Consider the following 17,678-nt stretch of genomic DNA (forward strand, 5'->3'; position numbering starts at 1 on the left):
ATCACATCGCTTTATGACGTTCTATTTCTGCAATTACCTCACTGCGTTTATAGAACTTCTTGTTACCAAATACATAAGGCGTAAGTTGTAACTTGCCTTGCTTTTGCCATTTCCACAAGCTAACAGGAGAAATAGGCGGACTGAATAGCTTGCTGATTTCTTTAAGACTTAAATATTCCGCCTCTGGGTTGATAAGTCCTTCGTGTAACCACTTCATAATTATTTATTGAAATAGTTATCGGCTTCCTGATCGATGGTATTGGGCTTACCATCATTCAACCACTGCATTATGGCTTTGCGAGAAAAGGTCAATGGTTTTCTTCGGGAGATTACAGGTATTTCATACCTACACACCTTACTGTATAAAGTAGCTTTTCGGTAACCAGTTAAAGCCAAAACTTCATCCATGAAGATAATATCCTGGTCATGCTTTACAGGTTCCTCGGATTGTTCCTTTAAATGCAATATTTTCTCTGCTTCTTCTGCAAATACTTTTTTGTTTAATTCGATGTATTCACCCACAGTAAGAGAATACAAAGGTTTTGATAAATCGCTCATTACGTTTCATTTTTAAATTGTGAATAATGAGCATTGCGCAATGCTGTTTTGAAATTTCTGATGCTAAGTAACCAAGCATTGCAAACTCAATCAAAAATAAAACGCAGAGTGCAGAGTGAGTGCAGAGTGTTTTGTTTGTGAAACCCTTTAAAAACCTTGTTATTTATTGATTTCATACAGAAAAATAAAAACGCAGAGTGCAGAGTGTGCAGAGTGTTTTGTGATAGAATTTCACTAAAAAAGAGGAACTATAATTAGCCACTAAAGTTCTTTTGGTGGCTAATTATAGGAGAACTATTTTCAAAACAATTGAACAATTTGGACCAAATGGTCTTTTCGTTTTAGTCGTTTTCCGGAAGCATTTCGTAATTGTGAATCCATGAACTCCTTTCCGTTTTTATCTACAAAGCAAGAAGCCGTAATCAACCAAATATCATTTTTGAGGTCCACAATCTTTTGAGATTCATACATCAACTCTTTGATAAACCATTGCAGTTCCTTAGTTGAGCCAATCCATTTAATCCGTTTTTGATGTGTAATTTCTTTGTTTCTGAAAATGTTTTTAAACTGTTCTAATTCGGTTGAAGCATCAATGAAGGCGTGTTCCTTTAATAACTGAAATGCTTCTAAAAAGCCATGAATATTAGATTGAAAGTATTTAGGATTCTTAATAAGGGCTTTCAATTGCAGAGAATGAATATCACCTTCCATTTTTCGACTATTAGATTTCCGGCTAATCGCCTTTTGGGGTGTAGGTGTTTGATTAATGGCTTTCCAATCGTTGATAGAATCAATCAGTCCTTTTGTTAAAAATGAGCTTTCATACTGTCGAATAAGCATGGTTAAGAATTTATCAAAAACCGATTTATCTCCTTCAAAACTATCATTCAGTTGGTAATTCAGGAAAGAATCCAGTTGAAGCAATTTTAATTGGTATTGCTTTAGCTTTAGAGCAAACCAATAATCAAAATCATCGTGATGACTTTCAATAATAATTGGATAGTCATATTGATAGCACTTGTTATTACTGAAAAAGAATTCGATACGAAATAACTCTTCTGTGCTGCCACAAGCATCTCGGTATTCCTTTTCCTTTCTGTTAAAGTATTTGTAAAAACTAGCTTCGTTTTCATCGTAATCATCTATCCCAAAAACCGCCTCGGCATTTTTAGTGATTTCAACCTGAATGTTATGAAGAAGTTGAGTTGCCTCATCTTCTGAAATTTCTTGACCTAAAAAAGCACTTCGTTCAAAATCCCATATATCGGCAAGGTCAATTTTGTAATAGGTAAAATTCGCAAGTATCATAAGTCTAAATCGGGTATTATGTTAGCAGCATCCACTTTCTTTTTATCAATAATCTTAGCGTAAACCTGAGTGGTTTTCAGTTCACGATGTCCCAATAACTTTGAAACCGTATAAATATCCGTTCCTAAAGTCAATTGCAGTGTAGCATAAGTATGTCGGGCACAGTGGAAGGTGATGGTTTTTGAAATGCCAGCCTTCATCATCCATTGTTGCAATTTCACATTATGCCAAGCCGAATATTTTAAGCCTTTAAACACACGTTCCTCATTTTCTCCTTTTTCACCCAATAGATCACGAGCTTGTTTTGAAATTGGCAAAGTTTCAACCCCTTGAGTTTTCTTCTGACGGAATCGAATATACCAACCTTGTTCCTCTGAATGTTGAACTTCTTGCCAAACTAACTTATTAATGTCCGACCAACGCAATCCGGTTAAACAGCTAAAAATAAAAGCTGTTTTAAGCATGGGTATTTCACAATCAGCTTTAGTAACTGCTTTAAGTTCCTCCAAGGTTAAAAACTCACGTTCCGTTTCACCTTGTTTAAATCCTGGTACTTCAATAGCAGGATTGTAGCTAATCATTTTATCTCTAACCGCTTGTTTCAAACAGGCTTTTACCTTGTTGAAATAGGAGTAACAGGAATTTTGAGAGAGAGGTTGTTCACTTTTTGTTTTGGCTGTGTTTTTTAGGTATTCCTTAAAACCTTCCAGCCACTTACTATCCACCTGAGAGAAAAGCACATCTTCACCTTTGTATTTTATAAGGTGTTTCAGTACACTATCCCAATTACCATAATTACCGGTGCTATTGTATCGTTTATTGGTCTGTTCTTCGAAGTACTTTATAAAATTTGCCGAAGTATCACCTTTCACGAAATGTCCAAAACCATGTTGTTCGTGCTGTTCTTCCATAAATCGTTTGGATCGAATACTTTCAGCCAAAAGCATGGTTTTCTTGTTGTGTTCACGGTCTTTGCTGTTCCTTGGATTAGGATAGGTATAGAGTTTAAGGTATTCCTTTACTCTTTTCTTTTCGGCATTTGGGAAATAGCAATCTAAATAAATGCTTTCTCTACCATCTGCTAATTTTTTCTTTCTGATTGATATTTTCATGCTTTTATGGTTTTCGGGTTTTGGAATAGGTTGTCGATGTCGCTTCTTTTAATGTAAACCTTTCGATTACCAAGAGTATAAAGTGGTAGTTTACCGGATTCTGTTAATCTGTAAATAGAAGTTCTGCTCATATTCAATAGAGTTCCTACTTCTTTTACCGTTAAATAAGGTCTTAGAGAAAGATGTATTTCTGTTTCAATAGATTTAATACTTGCAGCTATTTCTTCAAGCAGTAAGTTTGTTTTAATAGCTGAAGATTTTACCAATTCCTTTTCACTTACCTGTTGGTGAGTACTTTCTCTTTTGCTTTGCTTGTAGGCTCGTTGATTGCATTTGTGGGAACAATACTTGGTTGTTCGCTTCTGTGCTACAAATTCATTGTGGCAATACAGACAAATTTTGTTGTAGGGTGTGTTCGCTTTACTCATTTTTTTGTTTCTCGTTGTTTCAATTTGTTTCACAATGTTTCTGATTGTTTCAAAATTGAACAGCTTAAAATTTCTGTGTCCCTTTTTGTCCCCCAGAGCCGTTTGAGGGACAAACGAGGGACAAAAGTACGCAAAAAGGGACAAAATATCTAAAATTTTGTCCCCCGTGTAATTTTGTAAAAAACTTGTAAAGTAATTGTAAATAAAGGATTTACATTGTGAAATTTTGCGAAAGTTTGCGTCAACTTACTTCCCGATACAGAAATTAGCAAAAATATTACCAAGTAAATCGTCGTTGGTTATTTCGCCAGTAATTTCCCCGAAATAATATAAGGCCTGGCGAATATCGATTGCTAATAAGTCGCCAGACAAACCAGTTTCTAAACCAAACTTAACTTTATCGACCTCTTCTAAGGCTTTAAGTAAAGAATCATAATGTCTTGTATTTGTAACAATTGTATCATTATTTCTTAATGCGCCTGTATTTACAAAACTTAAAAGTTTGTCTTTTAACGCATCGACACCCACGCCTTGTTTTGCAGATAATAAATGTATTTGAGGAATTTCTAATTGTACTTTAGCAATTAAATTGTCATCTAATTTATCAACCTTATTAGCAACAACTAACAAAGGTTTTAATGGGTATTTATTCTTTATTTTTTCTATTTCAATTTTAAAAGATGTAATAAAGGCTTCTTCTTTAAAATTTGTACTATCCGCCAGAAAAACAACCACCTGTGCTTGTTCAATTTTTTCAAATGTTTTTTTAATCCCGATACTTTCTACCACATCTTTTGTTTCTCTAATACCAGCGGTATCTATAAAACGAAAACCTATACCTCCTATTGAAATTTCATCTTCAATGGTATCTCTAGTAGTTCCTGCAATCTCAGAAACTATAGCGCGTTCTTCATTTAAAAGCGCATTTAAAAGGGTCGATTTACCAACATTGGGTTCGCCTACAATGGCTACAGGTATGCCATTTTTAATTACGTTACCAACGGCAAACGAGTCTATTAATCGTTTTAAAACAAAGGTAATTCTGTCTGTTAACTCTTTAAACTGACCTCTATCTGCAAATTCCACGTCTTCTTCAGCAAAATCTAATTCCAGTTCTATTAACGAAGCAAAATTTAATAATTCTTCACGTAGTTTAGAAATTTCAGAAGAAAACCCACCACGCATTTGTTGCATCGCAATTTGGTGCGACGCTTCGTTATCGCTCGAAATTAAATCGGCAACAGCTTCGGCCTGACTTAAATCTAATTTTCCGTTTAAAAAAGCACGTAATGTAAATTCGCCAGCACTGGCCATACGGCAACCTTTTCTAAGAAATAATTGTATAATTTCTTGTTGAATATAATTTGAACCATGACAAGATATTTCGACAACATCTTCACCCGTATAAGAATTTGGGTTTTTAAATATAGAAACCAAGACTTCGTCTATTGTTTTGTCTCCATCCATGATGTGTCCTAAATGAATGGTATGCGTTTTCTGTTTCGCTAATGTTTTTTGCTTTTTTACCGATTTAAATGATTGATCGGCCAATGCAATGGCTTGTTCGCCAGACAAACGAATAACGGCAATGGCTCCTGCTCCAGAGGGTGTTGCTAAAGCTACAATGGTGTCTTTACTTATCATGAAACAAAAATAGAAAATTTGAGTTCGTAAAATTCATTATCAAATGAGTTTCTCAAAACTTAATTTCAATAAAATATTCCTTTTACTTTTTTAATACCTTTATTAAATATTTAATTTTTTAAATAATACACAATAATTACTGACAATTAATTACTTTGTAGAAAATATAATATCTTCGTTATCCCTAACGAATTATATTAATAAATGAAAGTTATTGAAAGCAGTTTATATGCGCAAGTTGAATCGCATGTTGAAACAGACTTAGGTCATCTCTATTTTTTTAAAAATTTTATTATTTCAGAATTTAATGAAGGTGTAGAAGTTAATTTTAACAGTTTTGAAACTGTTAGGTTTTTAACTGAAAAACATTTTCAAAATCAACCCTATGGTTTTATTAGTAATCGGGTAAACTCTTACGCTATTAAACTTACAGATGCACCGCTTTTTTTAAAAACGTGTCATGCCATGAAAGCCTATGCTGTTGTAACCTACAATGAATTTACAGAAGGCGTATTGAAGCTTGAAAAACACTTTTTTAACTTTAACCGAGAAAATTTTTACTCTGTAGAAAATGCTGTAAGCTGGGTAGAAAGCTCCTTACAAATTAACCAAAAGCAAGTAAATTAGGTTTACGATAATAAATAAATACCATCGTCTTTTATTTCAATTTGGCGCTGTTTATATAGTGTTCCAACAGCCTTCTTAAAGTTTTTCTTACTCATTTGTAAAATGTCTTTAATGGCTTCTGGATCGGATTTATCGGTTAGATTTAAATAACCGCTGTTATCTTGCAATTCCTGCATGATTCGGTCGGCGTTAGGCTCTATATTTCTATAGCCTATTTGCCCTAAAGAAATGTCTAATTTATTACCCGGACGAATTTTTTTTACGATGCCCTTCAGTTTATCACCTACGCTTAAATCTGTAAAAATATTGTCGTTGTAAATAAGCCCCATGTGTTTTTTATTTACAATAACATTCATACCAATATCAGATGGATGCGATACAATTAAATCGACCTCTTCAAATTGTTTTACAGTAAGCTCTTTATTGTCTAAAAAACTATTTGTTTTACTTGAAGCTGCCAGTCGGCCTGTTTTTTCATCTAAATAACAATACACTAAATACCAGCCTTTTGGTTTCATTTTAAAGGCTTGTTCTTTAAACGGACAAAATAATTGTTTTACCAAACCCCAGTCTAAAAAAGCACCATGCTCTGTTACTTCACTGCAACGTAGCAAAGCAAATTCGCCCAATTTAATATAAGGCATATCTGTTGTGGCTACAGGGCGTTCTTCATTATCTAAATAAACAAACACATCGAGCTTATCCCAAATTTTGAAAGATTCTGGCACATACCTATTTGGAAGTAATACTTGGTTATCGTCTTCATCTACCAAATACATACCATGATCGGTTTCACGAAGTATTTCTAATGTATTTATTTGTCCTATTTGTATCATGCTGCAAAGGTAATAATATTACTAAGAGATTTTTTTAATTTGAAACTATTTTAAACTGAAATTTGGATCAAAAAAAAGCGTCTCAAATTCAATTGAAACGCTTTTGCTCTATAGAAACGATATAAATTAATAAACAGATTCTTTTTTGAAGTGTTTAGTTAATAAATAGTATACGACTGCTCTGTATTTATTACGATTCGATTTTCCGTAAAGTTCCATAACGGCATCGATGCCTTTATCTAACTCGGGGCTGTCTGCCAATCCTAATTTTTTAATTAAAAAATTATTTTTTACGGTTGCTAATTCCGATTCGTCTGAACCTGAAACCGTTGAAGAATCTGCATTATAAATTGATGGTCCGCAACCAATGGTTACTTTAGTTAATAAATCCATGTCTGCTGTTACACCACATTTTTCTTTTAAATCTGCAGCATATTTTGCAATTAATTCATCGCGTTTGCTCATAATAAAATTTTAAATTAAGTTAATAAATTGAATTAAAGATACTTAAAATATGACACATATTGAAAGTAAAGTCACATATTTAACCATAATTTTACTTCAAAAATTCAAAATAGTTTAAAAGCACTTCATCGTTAACCAACTTAGGAGTAAAAATTTCTAACAATTTAGGCTCTTCACCATCCATATAAAAAGTCTTTAAAGCATTTTCTAGGGTTACTTCTGTAGACACACTTTTATAAGCAAAGCCATACATGGCAGCCAACTGTTTGGCAGTAAGTGTATGATTGGTTTCAAAATAAGTATCGAAATTCTCGGTATTCTTATGTCCGGGAAGAATTCTAAAAATACCTCCACCCGTGTTATTTACAACAATAATTCTAAAGTTTTTTGGTATATAATTATTCCAAAGAGCATTGCTATCGTAGAAAAAGCTCAAATCGCCTGTTATAAAAACCGTTTGTTTTTTGTTGGCAACGGCACAACCAATAGCCGTTGATGTACTGCCATCTATACCACTGGTACCGCGATTACAGTACACCTCAATACTTTTATTAATATTAAAAAGTTGAGCATACCGAATGGCCGAACTATTCCCTATTTGCAAAACAGTGTTATTAGGAACGCTTTTTAATAATTTATCGAACACCATAAAATCGGAAAATGGTATTTGTTCTAAATATTCGGCATGTCGCTTTTGGCGTTTGTTTTTTACCGCATTCCAGGTAGAACTGTAGTTGCTTTTTACGTAATGTGTAATTTTTGGCAGGAACGATTCGAAAAACTTATTCGGTTCTATTTCTATATGATTGCTTAAACAGAAAAAAGTATCCATCGCCTCTTTACTATCGATGTGCCAATGGTGTTTTGGCTGATATTTTCTTAAGAAGGTTTTAATTTTTTTAGATACAATTAAACCGCCAAAGGTTATTAAAATATCGGGTTGTAATTGCTTCTCTTCATCTTCCGTTAAGGGAGATATTAATTGATCGATACTAGATATAAAACTATGGTGATATAAATTTGAAGTGGTTTCGGTTAATACAATCACACTATTGTCGTTAGCCAAATCGTCTAACCATTTTTTATCAATTTCATTGGGATTATTAACGCCCACTAAAATCATTTTTTTTGCAGCCAAATTCCAATCATCCAGGCAGGTTTGCATGGTATAGTTTTCGATGGATCTTGGTTTTACCACGGGCTCGGTAGCTTTTGGCTTTACGGTGGGTTTCTCTACCGTTTGATACAAAGGCTCATCAAATGGAATGTTAATATGAATAGGGCCTTTTTTAATGATTGAAAAATTAATAGCGGTGTCTATTTCTTCTTCGTTATGGGTTTGAATATCTTTTTGTAAGCCTAAAAAGCGTTCAATTTTATCTTCAATATTCTTCATTATTGGCAACTCTTCGTTACCAGGTACATTTTTCTCGTCTTTTAAATCGAGTTTTAAATTAGCTGAATATAATATATGATTTTCAAAAACATTTTTCTGATTAATGGTCTGCCCATCTCCTATTCCAATAAGGTGTTTAGGTCTATCGGCAGATAGAACGATTAAAGGAATACTGCTATAAAACGCTTCGGCTACAGCCGGATAATAATTTAAAAGCGCACTACCCGAAGTACAAACAACAGCCGTTGGTTTCTGGATTTGTTGTGCAATACCCATAGCAAAAAAAGCAGCACAACGCTCGTCTACAATACTGTAGCACTTAAAATACGGGTCGTTAGTAAAACCTATGGTTAAAGGTGCATTTCTACTGCCTGGAGATATTACTATGTGTTGTATGCCTTTAGCTTTACAAAGTGCAATAACTGTTTGTGCAAGTGGTATTTTTGGGTATATCATATCCTTTAAATCAATATGTAAAAGTAATAATACCCTGCTAAAATCCCTAATTACAGAACGCTTTTAATAACCAAAGATTTTGATACCGTTTCCTGCCATTCGCTTAACGGATTGGAACTTTCGGTAACCCCGCCACCTACATAAATGTACGCCTCTGCCCCAACAAATTGCATACATCGAAGGTTTACATAGAGTTGGGTGCTTTTGGTCGTGATGGCGTAGGCTCTATTTTCGATATTTCGTTTACCAGAGCGGGGTGCCTTGGTTGTTTCGAAATTCAATTCGCCTAAAAATCCAGAATAAAATTCTCTTTTATAATGTTCGTTTTCTAAAATAAATGCTTTTGAAGCTTGTTTTGGCAAACCACAAACAGCCGGCGTTGGGTGTATTGTTGTAATAACATCTTTTAAAACGGTTTCCGATTTTAACCGAGCTGAAATCATGGTTTTTAAATGAACCAAATTTCCGGCTTTAACCGTTTTTGTTGGAGAAATAGTTAAGGTTTCTAGAGTATTTTTTAAACTATCAACAATATAATCGGTTACAAATTTTTGTTCTTGAATTTCTTTGTCTTGCCAAACTACATCTAAACTACCATTATAATCTTGCGTTCCGGCCAATGCCATAATAGAAAACTGGTTGCCTTCTATTTTTATTAGTGTTTCGGGGGTTGCGCCTAGCCATAATCCGACTTTTGGATGGTAAAAACAATAAACAAAGGCTGAAGCGTATTTATTTAGTAAACGCTTAAATATTTTTAAAGGATTAACTTCTGAAGGGATCACCGTTTCTTTTCTAGATAAAACGACTTTTTTAAATTCGTTGTTTTTAATGGCTGCAACGCCTTTTTCTACCAAATTAATATGAAAAGCTTTTGATGCTTCATTGGCATTAGAAGCCGGCGAGCCCTTATAATCATCTACCTCTACTTGATAATTGGTCGAAAAAAAATTACTTTCGGTAAAGGGAATTAAAACACTTTTATTAGTCTCTTCAAACGGAGAAAATACAAATCCTTTTTCTGAAAAATCGTGGGTTTCATGTATAACATCATCTTCTTGAAACAAAACCAAAAGCTTAGATTCTCCGGGTTTTCTATAAACTATAAAAGGTAAATTATTTTTGTATTGGGTTTCAATACGATTAAAAAAAGTTTCAGGGGTCATTAACTATTTCTTTTTGGGTAAGGCAATAGTTGAAAGTTTACAAACCGAAATTAAAGTACCTGCCTCATCGGTTACTTTTATATCTAGTAATTGAGTTGTTCTTCCTTTATGCACAAAAGTTGCTTTGGCATAAACATAGCCTTCTCGAATACTTTTTAAATGGTTTGCAGAAATTTCGATACCACGAACAAAAAAGGTTTCAGTATCAATAAAGATATGCGATGCAAAACTCCCAACACTTTCTGCCAAAGCTGCTGTTGCACCGCCGTGTAACACACCATCTGGCTGATGCACTCTAGAATTTACAGGCATACTTGCAACTAAAAAATCATCACCATAATCTATAACCTTAATTTCCAAGGTTTCCATTAATGTGTTTTTACAAGCGGCATTGGCTTGAGCAAGAACAGTTTCTTTATCTAATGGCATAGGCTATTTTTTATTAGGTTGTAAAAATACAAAATGACAGCGTAAGAACCTTAAAATTATACGTTAATGTAAACCTAATTATTCTAAAAAGCTTTAATAAAAGGTGTATTTAAAACCTTAACAAATGCAATAAATTACTTAAAAAAAGCAGGTTACAAAATTTATCAATAAAATAAATTTGATACAATTTCTCAAAGATTTACATTTACTAAAGTAAACAACTACAATTTATGAAATCATTTATTATCTGCTTACTTTGTGTTTTTTCTTTTTTTATAAAAATACATGCGCAAGTAACAAAAGAAGCCTCACCAAGTTGGATCATTCCAATAAGCTATCCTAAATCTGAAATAAACTTAAAAGATGTCTCCGAAGGCACGCATATTTTACTTTACGATACGCAAGTTAATGTCCCCAAAGCATGTGTTTACTACCGTTTAACAACCAAGGTTACCGATAATGTGGGCATACAGAATGCATCTACTGTAAACATAAGCTACGACCCATCTTATCAGAAATTGAAGTTTCATAAAATTAATATTATAAGAGGCGACGAAATCATTAATAAATTAGATCTTTCCAACATTCAGGAAATGCGTCGAGAATTAAATGCCGAAAATTACCTGTACGATGGTACACTATCGGCTGTTATGAATATTTCCGATGTAAGAACAGGCGATATTATCGATTACGATTACACCATTGTTGGATTTAACCCAATTCATAAAAATATATTTTCAAGCTATTTTTATTTAAGCGATATAGAATCTGTTAGCAAAATTAATGTGACGGTGCTTTCCAAAAACGAATTACAATTTAAATCGTACAACACCGCAATAAAACCAAGCATTTCCAAACAAAACAATTTACATGTTTACAATTGGGCAGCAACCAACACAAAAAAGTTAGATTATGAAGAAAATACGCCTTCATGGAAACTACTTTATGAAGCTGTTTCGGTAACCGAATTTAAATCCTGGAAAGAAGTTGCCAATTGGGGCGCAAATGTTTTTAAAATTAATGAAGCCATTCACCCCGAATTAAAAGCTAAAATTGATGCCATTAACACTGACAACCAAAATGTTGGTGATAAAATAAAAGCAACTTTAAATTTTGTTCAAAATGAAGTTAGGTATTTAGGTTTAGAGTCTGGAATAGGAAGTTACAAGCCCTTTTCGCCCAATCAGGTTTTTAAACAACGTTTTGGCGATTGTAAAGACAAAAGTTTATTAATGGTTACCATGCTTCAAAACATGGGAATTGAAGCTTACCCGATGCTTGTAAACACCACATTAAAACATACAATTAAAACCCTTTTACCATCGCCAAAATTTTTCGACCATTGCGTTGTTAAAGTTATAAAAGACCGTGCTTCTTTTTATTACGACCCAACAATAACAAACCAGGGTGGCGATTACGACTCTACTTATTTTCCCGATTATGCTCATGGTTTGGTGTTAAAAGAAGGCACCGAAACCTTCGAGGATATAAAACCCTATGCTGAAAACAAAATTGTAACTTTTGAAGACTTCACTTTAAGTGAAATAGGCAAAGGTGCTGTTTTAAAAGTAATTACCACTTACTACGAATCTGAAGCAGATAATATGAGAAACTACTTTAAATCGAATAGTGTCTCATCGATAGAAAAAGAATATGAAAAATTTTATTCTAACTACTATTACAATGTCTCGGCGTTAAAACCCCCACATTTTGAAGATAAAATACATCAAAATATTTTTAAAGTTTACGAAGAATATCAATTAGATAGTATCTGGACACCTATGACAGAGAAAGAGCATTATATTTCTGCGAGTTTTACGGCTAGCAGTTTATTACACTCTTTATACATGCCTACAAAAGACGAAAGACATGCTGAGCTAGACCTTGTTTTTCCAACCACACGAGAGCATCAAATTAAAGTGCATTTACCAGAAAACTGGGCTATTACAAACGACAAATTATATGTAAACTCTCCTGGTTTTTATTACGAATGGAAAGTAGATTACGATAAGTTAACAAAAACAATCAACCTTAATTATTATTTAAAAACTCAAAAGGATTTCATTGAACCAAGTGAGTTTAGTCGTTATGTGAAAGACATAAAAAAGGTAGACCAATCGACTGCTTATTATATTTACATCCCAGAAAATTTTTCTAAAGAAACTTTTAAAGTAAGCAGCAACAACATTTTAAGTAATTTCGTTACTTTGTTTAAAATAATTCTCGGCCTCTTTATATTGGTAGTTATCGGATTATTATTTTATTGGTATTCTGGAAAGAAAAAAACGAACAACGTATAGTTATATGAAAAAATTCGTGGCAGTTAATAACCACCACGAATTTCTTGATGAATTTGTGATTTATACAAATCTCTTAATGCGGTATGCGTTTCTTCTGAAAGCGCATCTAAATTAGAAACTGAAGCATTAGAAATCACTTGATTTACCGAACTCGCCCCAGGAATAATAGTACTTACAGCCTTATGGTCTAATAGCCAACGTAAAGCCAATTGTACCATGTTTAAATGACTTGGCAGCACATTGTTTTTTATAGTTTCAACAAACTCCAATCCTTTTTTAAAAGGCAAACCGGCAAAGGTTTCCCCCACATTAAAGCATTCGCCGTTTCTATTAAAATTTCTATGGTCGTCTTCAGCAAAAGTAGTTTCTTTAGTGAATTTTCCAGTTAAAAGTCCGCTAGCTAATGGCAATCTCACAATAATACCAACACCTTTTGCTTCAGCTTTTGGGAATAATTCGGTAATTAATTTTTGTCTAAAAACATTAAATATAACCTGCAACGAAAGCAGTCCTTCTTGTTCTATACAAATTAAACCTTCTTCAACGGTTTCAACACTAGCGCCAAAATGCTTAATTAGTCCTTCGGCTTTTAATTCACGTAACCAGTTAAAAATAGCACCATCTTTTAAATATGGTGTTGGAATGCAATGTAATTGTAAAAGATCTATCGATGCTACACCTAAACGTTCCATCGATTCTAAAACCGTTTGTCTTAATACTGTTTTGGTGTATTTATCTGGATAGGCATTTCCTGCTCTACCAAATTTAGTAGCCACACGAATGGGTGTTTTACAAGTTTTTAAAAATTCGCCTATAATAATTTCACTTTTTCCGTTACCATAAACATCGGCGGTATCGAAAAATGTGATACCATTTTTTTCTGCTTCACTTAAAATATTAAAAGCTGTTTCTTTTGAAATATCCTGACCCCAATCGGCACCTAATTGCCAGCAACCCAATCCAACTTCGCTCACTTCAAAGCCTTCTAATCCTAATTTTCTGTAGTTCATTAAATATTAATTTTAAAAAATTACGCTATTAATCTTTTTACTATGTCTTTAACTGGTAAAATACTTTTGGTATGCTGTATACTAGGCCCAGCCACCCAAACTGTTTTATACGTTGCTTTGGTCGCAGCGTTTTTAGTGGCATTCATTCCTATAGCAAACCGAATCATTTTTACCCATTTTTTTAACTTTTTATGCTTGTTTAAAACAGACTCTAGCCAAGTGGTTTTCGTGCCTATTTTTTGAACATAAGGTGTGTTTATTACCGAACAAGGTGTACCCGAAATACGCTCTGTCATTACAATATTATCGGCGCCATAATCTACACAAGCCTGTTTATAATCATCGATAACCTGTGCTTCTTCCGAGGCTATAAAAGGACTCCCCACCGAAACACCTTCAGCACCATAACTAAGCATGGCATCAAGCTCTAACTTAGTTCCAACGCCACCAGCAGAAATAACAGGAATACTACAATGAGCTACCAATTGCGAAATAAGAACCTCCGGATCTAAATTACCGCGATGTCCACCAGCCTTATTATTAACGGCAATAATCGCATCGGCACCTAAATGTTCAACCTTTTGAGCAAAATTTAAATCGACAACATCACATAATACTTTTATTCCGACTTTATGAGCTTGATTAATGGTTTCTTCGGGGCTACCCAATGAGGTTATTATAAAGTCACAACCTTCTTCACAAAGTACTTGTAACTGGTCTTTATATTTAAGATTCGATTTATTAACAATTAAATTAAACCCGAAAGCACCACCAGCGACTTTGGCTGCTTTTAATTGGTGTATCGCTGCCTTTAACTCCTCTAAAGTTCTGTAATTTAAAGCAGGAATACAACCTGCAATGCCGCATTTCATAGCCTCTATTACCATTTGCGTATTAGAAACCAAAAACATGGGCGCCATGATTACAGGGTGATTGATATTAAGAAGTTTGGTAAGTTTAGTTGTCATTTTTCATGATTTTAACAAATATACTAAATACTATGCATGCATATTAAATAAGCATGTTATTTATTGTTTAAACCTGTAATAACCACATTTTAAATAAGCACCTTCTTCGAACGATACAGGGTGATCGCTATCATGAAAGGTTTTTAAAGCAAGTGTAAAATCTCGTTTCGATTTACTTAAAACAGCTTCATTTATCTCAAAAAACACATCTGAAGTAACTCTGGAAGAACAAGAAGCTAAAACCAACAATCCTTTTTTAGCAGTAAGTTTTTCACCCAAATCGGCTAATTGCGCATATTTTTTCTTTGCTAATTCTATTTCTGAAGCTTGCTTAGCAAAACTAGGCGGATCAATTACCACCACATCAAAAGTAACCTGGTTATCAATTAATTTTTGCAATTCCTCAAAAGCATCACCTGCAATAATTTTATGTTTACCTGTGTAATTATTTAATTTTCCGTTATCTACGGCAATTTCAAGTGCTTGCTTACTTATATCTAAACTGGTAACGGTTTTTGCCCGATTATACAAAGCATGTACCGAAAAACCCCCCGCATACGAAAAAACATCTAACACTGTTTTGTCTTTACTTAATTCACCAACTTTTTTTCTGTTAGCACGGTGATCTAAAAAGTATCCGGTTTTATGGCCTTTTATCACATTTGCCGAAAATTTCACATGGTGCTCTATAAACTCTACAACCTCGTTTTCTAAAGTTCCGTAAACCACCTCGCCATTATTAATTTTATGTAATTTAGATTGCTCTAAACTGCGACTTAAGCGCACCACCACTGTTTTTACTTGAGAAATTTCCTGAAGTAATGGTATGATGGTTTCTATATAAGGCAACCATATTTCAGAATATATTTTAACCACCAAAACAGCTGCATAAACATCGGCAATTAAACCTGGAAAACCGTCGTTTTCTCCAAAAAGCAAACGGTAACTATTGGTATTGGTTTGCAATAAATCGAATCGTTTCGCAAAGGCTTCTTGTATTCTTTTTTGAAAAAAATTCGCATTTATTTCAACCTTTTCAAATCCACTATTAAGCATTTTAATACGAATGGGCGAATTCGAATCGTATAAACCTAAACCAATAACCCGGTTTTTATTTTTACTAAAAATGATTGCTAAGTCGCCTGTTCTAGCATCATCATTAATTTTTACAATATTATTAGAAAAAACCCAGGGATGCCCTTGTACAACAAACTGCTCGCCTTTAGTATTTAATTTAACGGCCAATCGCTTTGGCTTATAACTGGATTTAATTTTACTTGAAAACAATGTCTTTATTTTTTAGATTGGTAAAAGTATAGGTTTTATAGAGATTAAAAAATTTTATGAATGTTAGCAGCACTTAAATGCACATATTGGTTTGTTTTTAAAATTGTAAAAAAACAAAACATACAAACTAAACCTGTAATTTGTTAAAAATTAGCATCTTAAATTTTTTTTTATTAAATTAGAATCTCTCAAATATTTAAAATACTCCCTATTCCTTTTTCTATAGCAGCGCCCCAGTTCTGATTATCATTTTAAAACCTCTCAAAAATTTTATTACAATGGTTGAAAAAAATGAAGCGTACTGTATCGCTAAGCTTAAAGAAAATCCTTTATTTAGAAGTATCGAAGATGTTAGTTCCCGTGATTTAATTTTAAATGCTACTTTAAAAACTTGGCCGAAAAAAACATGCTTTATAGACTCTCATGTTACGCATCATAAATTTCACATTCTTATTTCGGGGAGACTAAAAGTTTATTATTTTGATGACACTAAAGATAGAAAAATCACACTCTATTTACTTACCAAACATGATGTGTTCGATATTTATAACTTATTTCATTTATCGAATCACAAAGTGTATTATGAAACATTAGATACTACAGAGGTATTAAGTATTCCTATCGATAAATTAAAACATTGGATGCATCAGAATCCTTCATTTTACATGGGCCTATTACAGTATATGATTATTAAAATGAGATTTTTAGAAGAATTTGTAGCCAGTTCTAACCTCGATGATACCTCAACAAAATTGGCGAGACTTTTATTAAACTATACCAACGAAACCTCAAAGAAAATTGAATTAATTAACGATTTGTCGCATAAAGAATTAGCGCAGTTAATAGGCACTACACGCGCCGTTTTAAATAGAAATATTCAAAAATTTAAAGAAGATGGCATTTTAAATATTAGCAACAGGCAAATTGAAATTAAAAATATGGAGTTGCTAATGGATAAAATTCGGGATTAATTTCACTTTAAAATGTTAAAAAAGTATCATGTGCTACCTAGGTAGCATTTTGTTTATTAGATAGTTAATACATTTACAATAATAAAAATAATTAATCCATTAAAAGCCGTTTTCTCCCTAATTAATAGTTTTTAGTTAACAAATTGTTTAATTTAAAAATCTATTATCATGAAAAAATTTTTAATTGGTATTTTCTTTTTAGGCTTTACCACCCTCATTTACTCCCAAACCGCCATTGAACCAGAAGGTTTATTATCGAAAGTAAAAACCTTAAGTCCTTTAAACTCAAATTATGCAAACACCGTTTACGATTTAGATATTTCTAAGCGCGTAAAATATTTGCAAAATTTAGCTGCAGAATACAATGTTAAAAAGCACGAAAACTTCAAAGAAGGCGTTGAATCTTTTAGAGTTGTATTTAAAGAAAACAATCAATACAAAGGCACCATTGTAGCTACTTATAATAGAAATGGTGAAATAACTGATTCTTTTGAACAGTACCGAGATGTACAATTACCTTTGGCTGTTAGACAAACTATTACAAATTTATATCCCGATTATATAATTTTAAAGGATATTTATACAGTGAAATATTCTAAAGATGGTGAAATCACTAAATTGTATAAGATTAAAATGACGAACGATAGTGATAAAATAACTATCAAAATGAATCAAAATGGAAATTTAATTGAATGAAGAAACGCATTTTTAAAAACC

18 protein-coding genes are annotated in these 17,678 nt (G+C 33.1%); 4 read left to right on the forward strand and 14 right to left on the reverse strand.

What is annotated here, in order from left to right; translation table 11 throughout:
• Position 1 precedes the first annotated feature (1 nt).
• The 6 genes from AW14_RS12270 to mnmE all read right to left on the reverse strand — a co-directional run bounded on the left by AW14_RS12270 (position 2) and on the right by mnmE (position 5,050).
• Complete coding sequence (locus AW14_RS12270) at positions 2 to 217, reverse strand: MerR family transcriptional regulator (protein ID WP_044639078.1); 216 nt, start codon at positions 215 to 217, stop codon at positions 2 to 4.
• Between the two features lie 2 nt (positions 218 to 219).
• Positions 220 to 558, reverse strand: coding sequence for a hypothetical protein (locus AW14_RS12275; protein WP_044639079.1), 339 nt, complete (start codon positions 556 to 558; stop codon positions 220 to 222).
• A 300-nt stretch (positions 559 to 858) separates the two neighbouring features.
• Complete coding sequence (locus tag AW14_RS12280) at positions 859 to 1,866, reverse strand: hypothetical protein (RefSeq protein WP_044639080.1); 1,008 nt, start codon at positions 1,864 to 1,866, stop codon at positions 859 to 861.
• Entirely contained in the window at positions 1,863 to 2,978 is a 1,116-nt protein-coding gene (locus tag AW14_RS12285; RefSeq protein ID WP_044639081.1) for a site-specific integrase, read from the reverse strand. The genes AW14_RS12280 and AW14_RS12285 overlap by 4 nt, the downstream gene beginning before the upstream one ends.
• Complete coding sequence (locus tag AW14_RS12290) at positions 2,975 to 3,406, reverse strand: helix-turn-helix transcriptional regulator (RefSeq protein WP_154662156.1); 432 nt, start codon at positions 3,404 to 3,406, stop codon at positions 2,975 to 2,977. Before AW14_RS12290 ends, AW14_RS12285 begins: the two co-directional genes overlap by 4 nt.
• 246 nt (positions 3,407 to 3,652) lie before the next feature.
• Positions 3,653 to 5,050 carry a tRNA uridine-5-carboxymethylaminomethyl(34) synthesis GTPase MnmE gene (mnmE, locus tag AW14_RS12295; protein ID WP_044639083.1) on the reverse strand — a complete coding sequence of 466 codons (1,398 nt, stop codon included), beginning with the start codon at positions 5,048 to 5,050 and terminating at the stop codon, positions 3,653 to 3,655.
• Positions 5,051 to 5,254: 204 nt separating this feature from the next.
• Between mnmE and AW14_RS12300 the strand changes: the two genes are divergently transcribed.
• A complete protein-coding gene (locus AW14_RS12300) occupies positions 5,255 to 5,677 on the forward strand; it encodes a hypothetical protein (protein WP_044639084.1) in 423 nt (140 codons plus the stop codon).
• A gap of 2 nt (positions 5,678 to 5,679) precedes the next feature.
• Here the strand turns inward: AW14_RS12300 and AW14_RS12305 are convergent, their stop codons facing one another.
• The 5 genes from AW14_RS12305 to AW14_RS12325 all read right to left on the reverse strand — a co-directional run bounded on the left by AW14_RS12305 (position 5,680) and on the right by AW14_RS12325 (position 10,425).
• The gene (locus tag AW14_RS12305) at positions 5,680 to 6,513 is read right to left on the reverse strand and encodes a CvfB family protein (RefSeq protein ID WP_044639085.1); all 834 of its coding nucleotides are present in this window, start codon (positions 6,511 to 6,513) and stop codon (positions 5,680 to 5,682) included.
• A gap of 126 nt (positions 6,514 to 6,639) precedes the next feature.
• Positions 6,640 to 6,978: a DUF2853 family protein gene (locus AW14_RS12310; RefSeq protein ID WP_044639086.1), complete on the reverse strand. Its 339-nt coding sequence runs from the start codon at positions 6,976 to 6,978 to the stop codon at positions 6,640 to 6,642.
• A 91-nt stretch (positions 6,979 to 7,069) separates the two neighbouring features.
• The gene (gene menD, locus AW14_RS12315) at positions 7,070 to 8,830 is read right to left on the reverse strand and encodes a 2-succinyl-5-enolpyruvyl-6-hydroxy-3-cyclohexene-1-carboxylate synthase (protein WP_044639087.1); all 1,761 of its coding nucleotides are present in this window, start codon (positions 8,828 to 8,830) and stop codon (positions 7,070 to 7,072) included.
• Positions 8,831 to 8,880: 50 nt separating this feature from the next.
• On the reverse strand, positions 8,881 to 9,996 hold the full coding sequence (locus AW14_RS12320) for a chorismate-binding protein (RefSeq protein WP_044639088.1): 1,116 nt from the start codon (positions 9,994 to 9,996) through the stop codon (positions 8,881 to 8,883).
• Between the two features lie 3 nt (positions 9,997 to 9,999).
• Positions 10,000 to 10,425, reverse strand: a complete 426-nt coding sequence (locus tag AW14_RS12325) for a PaaI family thioesterase (protein ID WP_044639089.1) — start codon at positions 10,423 to 10,425, stop codon at positions 10,000 to 10,002.
• Between the two features lie 230 nt (positions 10,426 to 10,655).
• Between AW14_RS12325 and AW14_RS12330 the strand changes: the two genes are divergently transcribed.
• Positions 10,656 to 12,725, forward strand: coding sequence for a DUF3857 domain-containing transglutaminase family protein (locus AW14_RS12330; protein ID WP_044639090.1), 2,070 nt, complete (start codon positions 10,656 to 10,658; stop codon positions 12,723 to 12,725).
• A gap of 23 nt (positions 12,726 to 12,748) precedes the next feature.
• Here the strand turns inward: AW14_RS12330 and AW14_RS12335 are convergent, their stop codons facing one another.
• Genes AW14_RS12335 through AW14_RS12345 form a run of 3 tightly spaced genes read right to left on the reverse strand, consistent with a single transcriptional unit; the run spans position 12,749 to position 15,990 of the window.
• A complete protein-coding gene (locus tag AW14_RS12335) occupies positions 12,749 to 13,735 on the reverse strand; it encodes an aldo/keto reductase (protein ID WP_044639091.1) in 987 nt (328 codons plus the stop codon).
• A 20-nt stretch (positions 13,736 to 13,755) separates the two neighbouring features.
• Positions 13,756 to 14,703: an NAD(P)H-dependent flavin oxidoreductase gene (locus AW14_RS12340; protein ID WP_044639092.1), complete on the reverse strand. Its 948-nt coding sequence runs from the start codon at positions 14,701 to 14,703 to the stop codon at positions 13,756 to 13,758.
• 60 nt (positions 14,704 to 14,763) lie between these two features.
• Positions 14,764 to 15,990 carry a class I SAM-dependent rRNA methyltransferase gene (locus AW14_RS12345; protein ID WP_052647501.1) on the reverse strand — a complete coding sequence of 409 codons (1,227 nt, stop codon included), beginning with the start codon at positions 15,988 to 15,990 and terminating at the stop codon, positions 14,764 to 14,766.
• A gap of 278 nt (positions 15,991 to 16,268) precedes the next feature.
• Between AW14_RS12345 and AW14_RS12350 the strand changes: the two genes are divergently transcribed.
• Both AW14_RS12350 and AW14_RS12355 read left to right on the forward strand, forming a co-directional pair.
• Entirely contained in the window at positions 16,269 to 16,961 is a 693-nt protein-coding gene (locus tag AW14_RS12350; protein ID WP_052647502.1) for a Crp/Fnr family transcriptional regulator, read from the forward strand.
• 168 nt (positions 16,962 to 17,129) lie between these two features.
• A complete protein-coding gene (locus AW14_RS12355) occupies positions 17,130 to 17,657 on the forward strand; it encodes a hypothetical protein (protein ID WP_044639094.1) in 528 nt (175 codons plus the stop codon).
• Positions 17,658 to 17,678 lie beyond the last annotated feature (21 nt).

It is taken from the genome of Siansivirga zeaxanthinifaciens CC-SAMT-1 (assembly GCF_000941055.1).
Lineage (GTDB): Bacteria > Bacteroidota > Bacteroidia > Flavobacteriales > Flavobacteriaceae > Siansivirga > Siansivirga zeaxanthinifaciens.

Excerpts from the sequence above, each read along its gene's own strand:
- AW14_RS12270 (WP_044639078.1), bottom strand. The coding sequence starts at position 217 with ATGAAGTGGTTACACGAAGGACTTATCAACCCAGAGGCGGAATATTTA.
- AW14_RS12275 (WP_044639079.1), bottom strand. The coding sequence starts at position 558 with ATGAGCGATTTATCAAAACCTTTGTATTCTCTTACTGTGGGTGAATAC.
- AW14_RS12280 (WP_044639080.1), bottom strand. The coding sequence starts at position 1,866 with ATGATACTTGCGAATTTTACCTATTACAAAATTGACCTTGCCGATATA.
- AW14_RS12285 (WP_044639081.1), bottom strand. The coding sequence starts at position 2,978 with ATGAAAATATCAATCAGAAAGAAAAAATTAGCAGATGGTAGAGAAAGC.
- AW14_RS12290 (WP_154662156.1), bottom strand. The coding sequence starts at position 3,406 with ATGAGTAAAGCGAACACACCCTACAACAAAATTTGTCTGTATTGCCAC.
- mnmE (WP_044639083.1), bottom strand. The coding sequence starts at position 5,050 with ATGATAAGTAAAGACACCATTGTAGCTTTAGCAACACCCTCTGGAGCA.
- AW14_RS12300 (WP_044639084.1), top strand. The coding sequence starts at position 5,255 with ATGAAAGTTATTGAAAGCAGTTTATATGCGCAAGTTGAATCGCATGTT.
- AW14_RS12305 (WP_044639085.1), bottom strand. The coding sequence starts at position 6,513 with ATGATACAAATAGGACAAATAAATACATTAGAAATACTTCGTGAAACC.
- AW14_RS12310 (WP_044639086.1), bottom strand. The coding sequence starts at position 6,978 with ATGAGCAAACGCGATGAATTAATTGCAAAATATGCTGCAGATTTAAAA.
- menD (WP_044639087.1), bottom strand. The coding sequence starts at position 8,830 with ATGATATACCCAAAAATACCACTTGCACAAACAGTTATTGCACTTTGT.
- AW14_RS12320 (WP_044639088.1), bottom strand. The coding sequence starts at position 9,996 with ATGACCCCTGAAACTTTTTTTAATCGTATTGAAACCCAATACAAAAAT.
- AW14_RS12325 (WP_044639089.1), bottom strand. The coding sequence starts at position 10,425 with ATGCCATTAGATAAAGAAACTGTTCTTGCTCAAGCCAATGCCGCTTGT.
- AW14_RS12330 (WP_044639090.1), top strand. The coding sequence starts at position 10,656 with ATGAAATCATTTATTATCTGCTTACTTTGTGTTTTTTCTTTTTTTATA.
- AW14_RS12335 (WP_044639091.1), bottom strand. The coding sequence starts at position 13,735 with ATGAACTACAGAAAATTAGGATTAGAAGGCTTTGAAGTGAGCGAAGTT.
- AW14_RS12340 (WP_044639092.1), bottom strand. The coding sequence starts at position 14,703 with ATGACAACTAAACTTACCAAACTTCTTAATATCAATCACCCTGTAATC.
- AW14_RS12350 (WP_052647502.1), top strand. The coding sequence starts at position 16,269 with ATGGTTGAAAAAAATGAAGCGTACTGTATCGCTAAGCTTAAAGAAAAT.
- AW14_RS12355 (WP_044639094.1), top strand. The coding sequence starts at position 17,130 with ATGAAAAAATTTTTAATTGGTATTTTCTTTTTAGGCTTTACCACCCTC.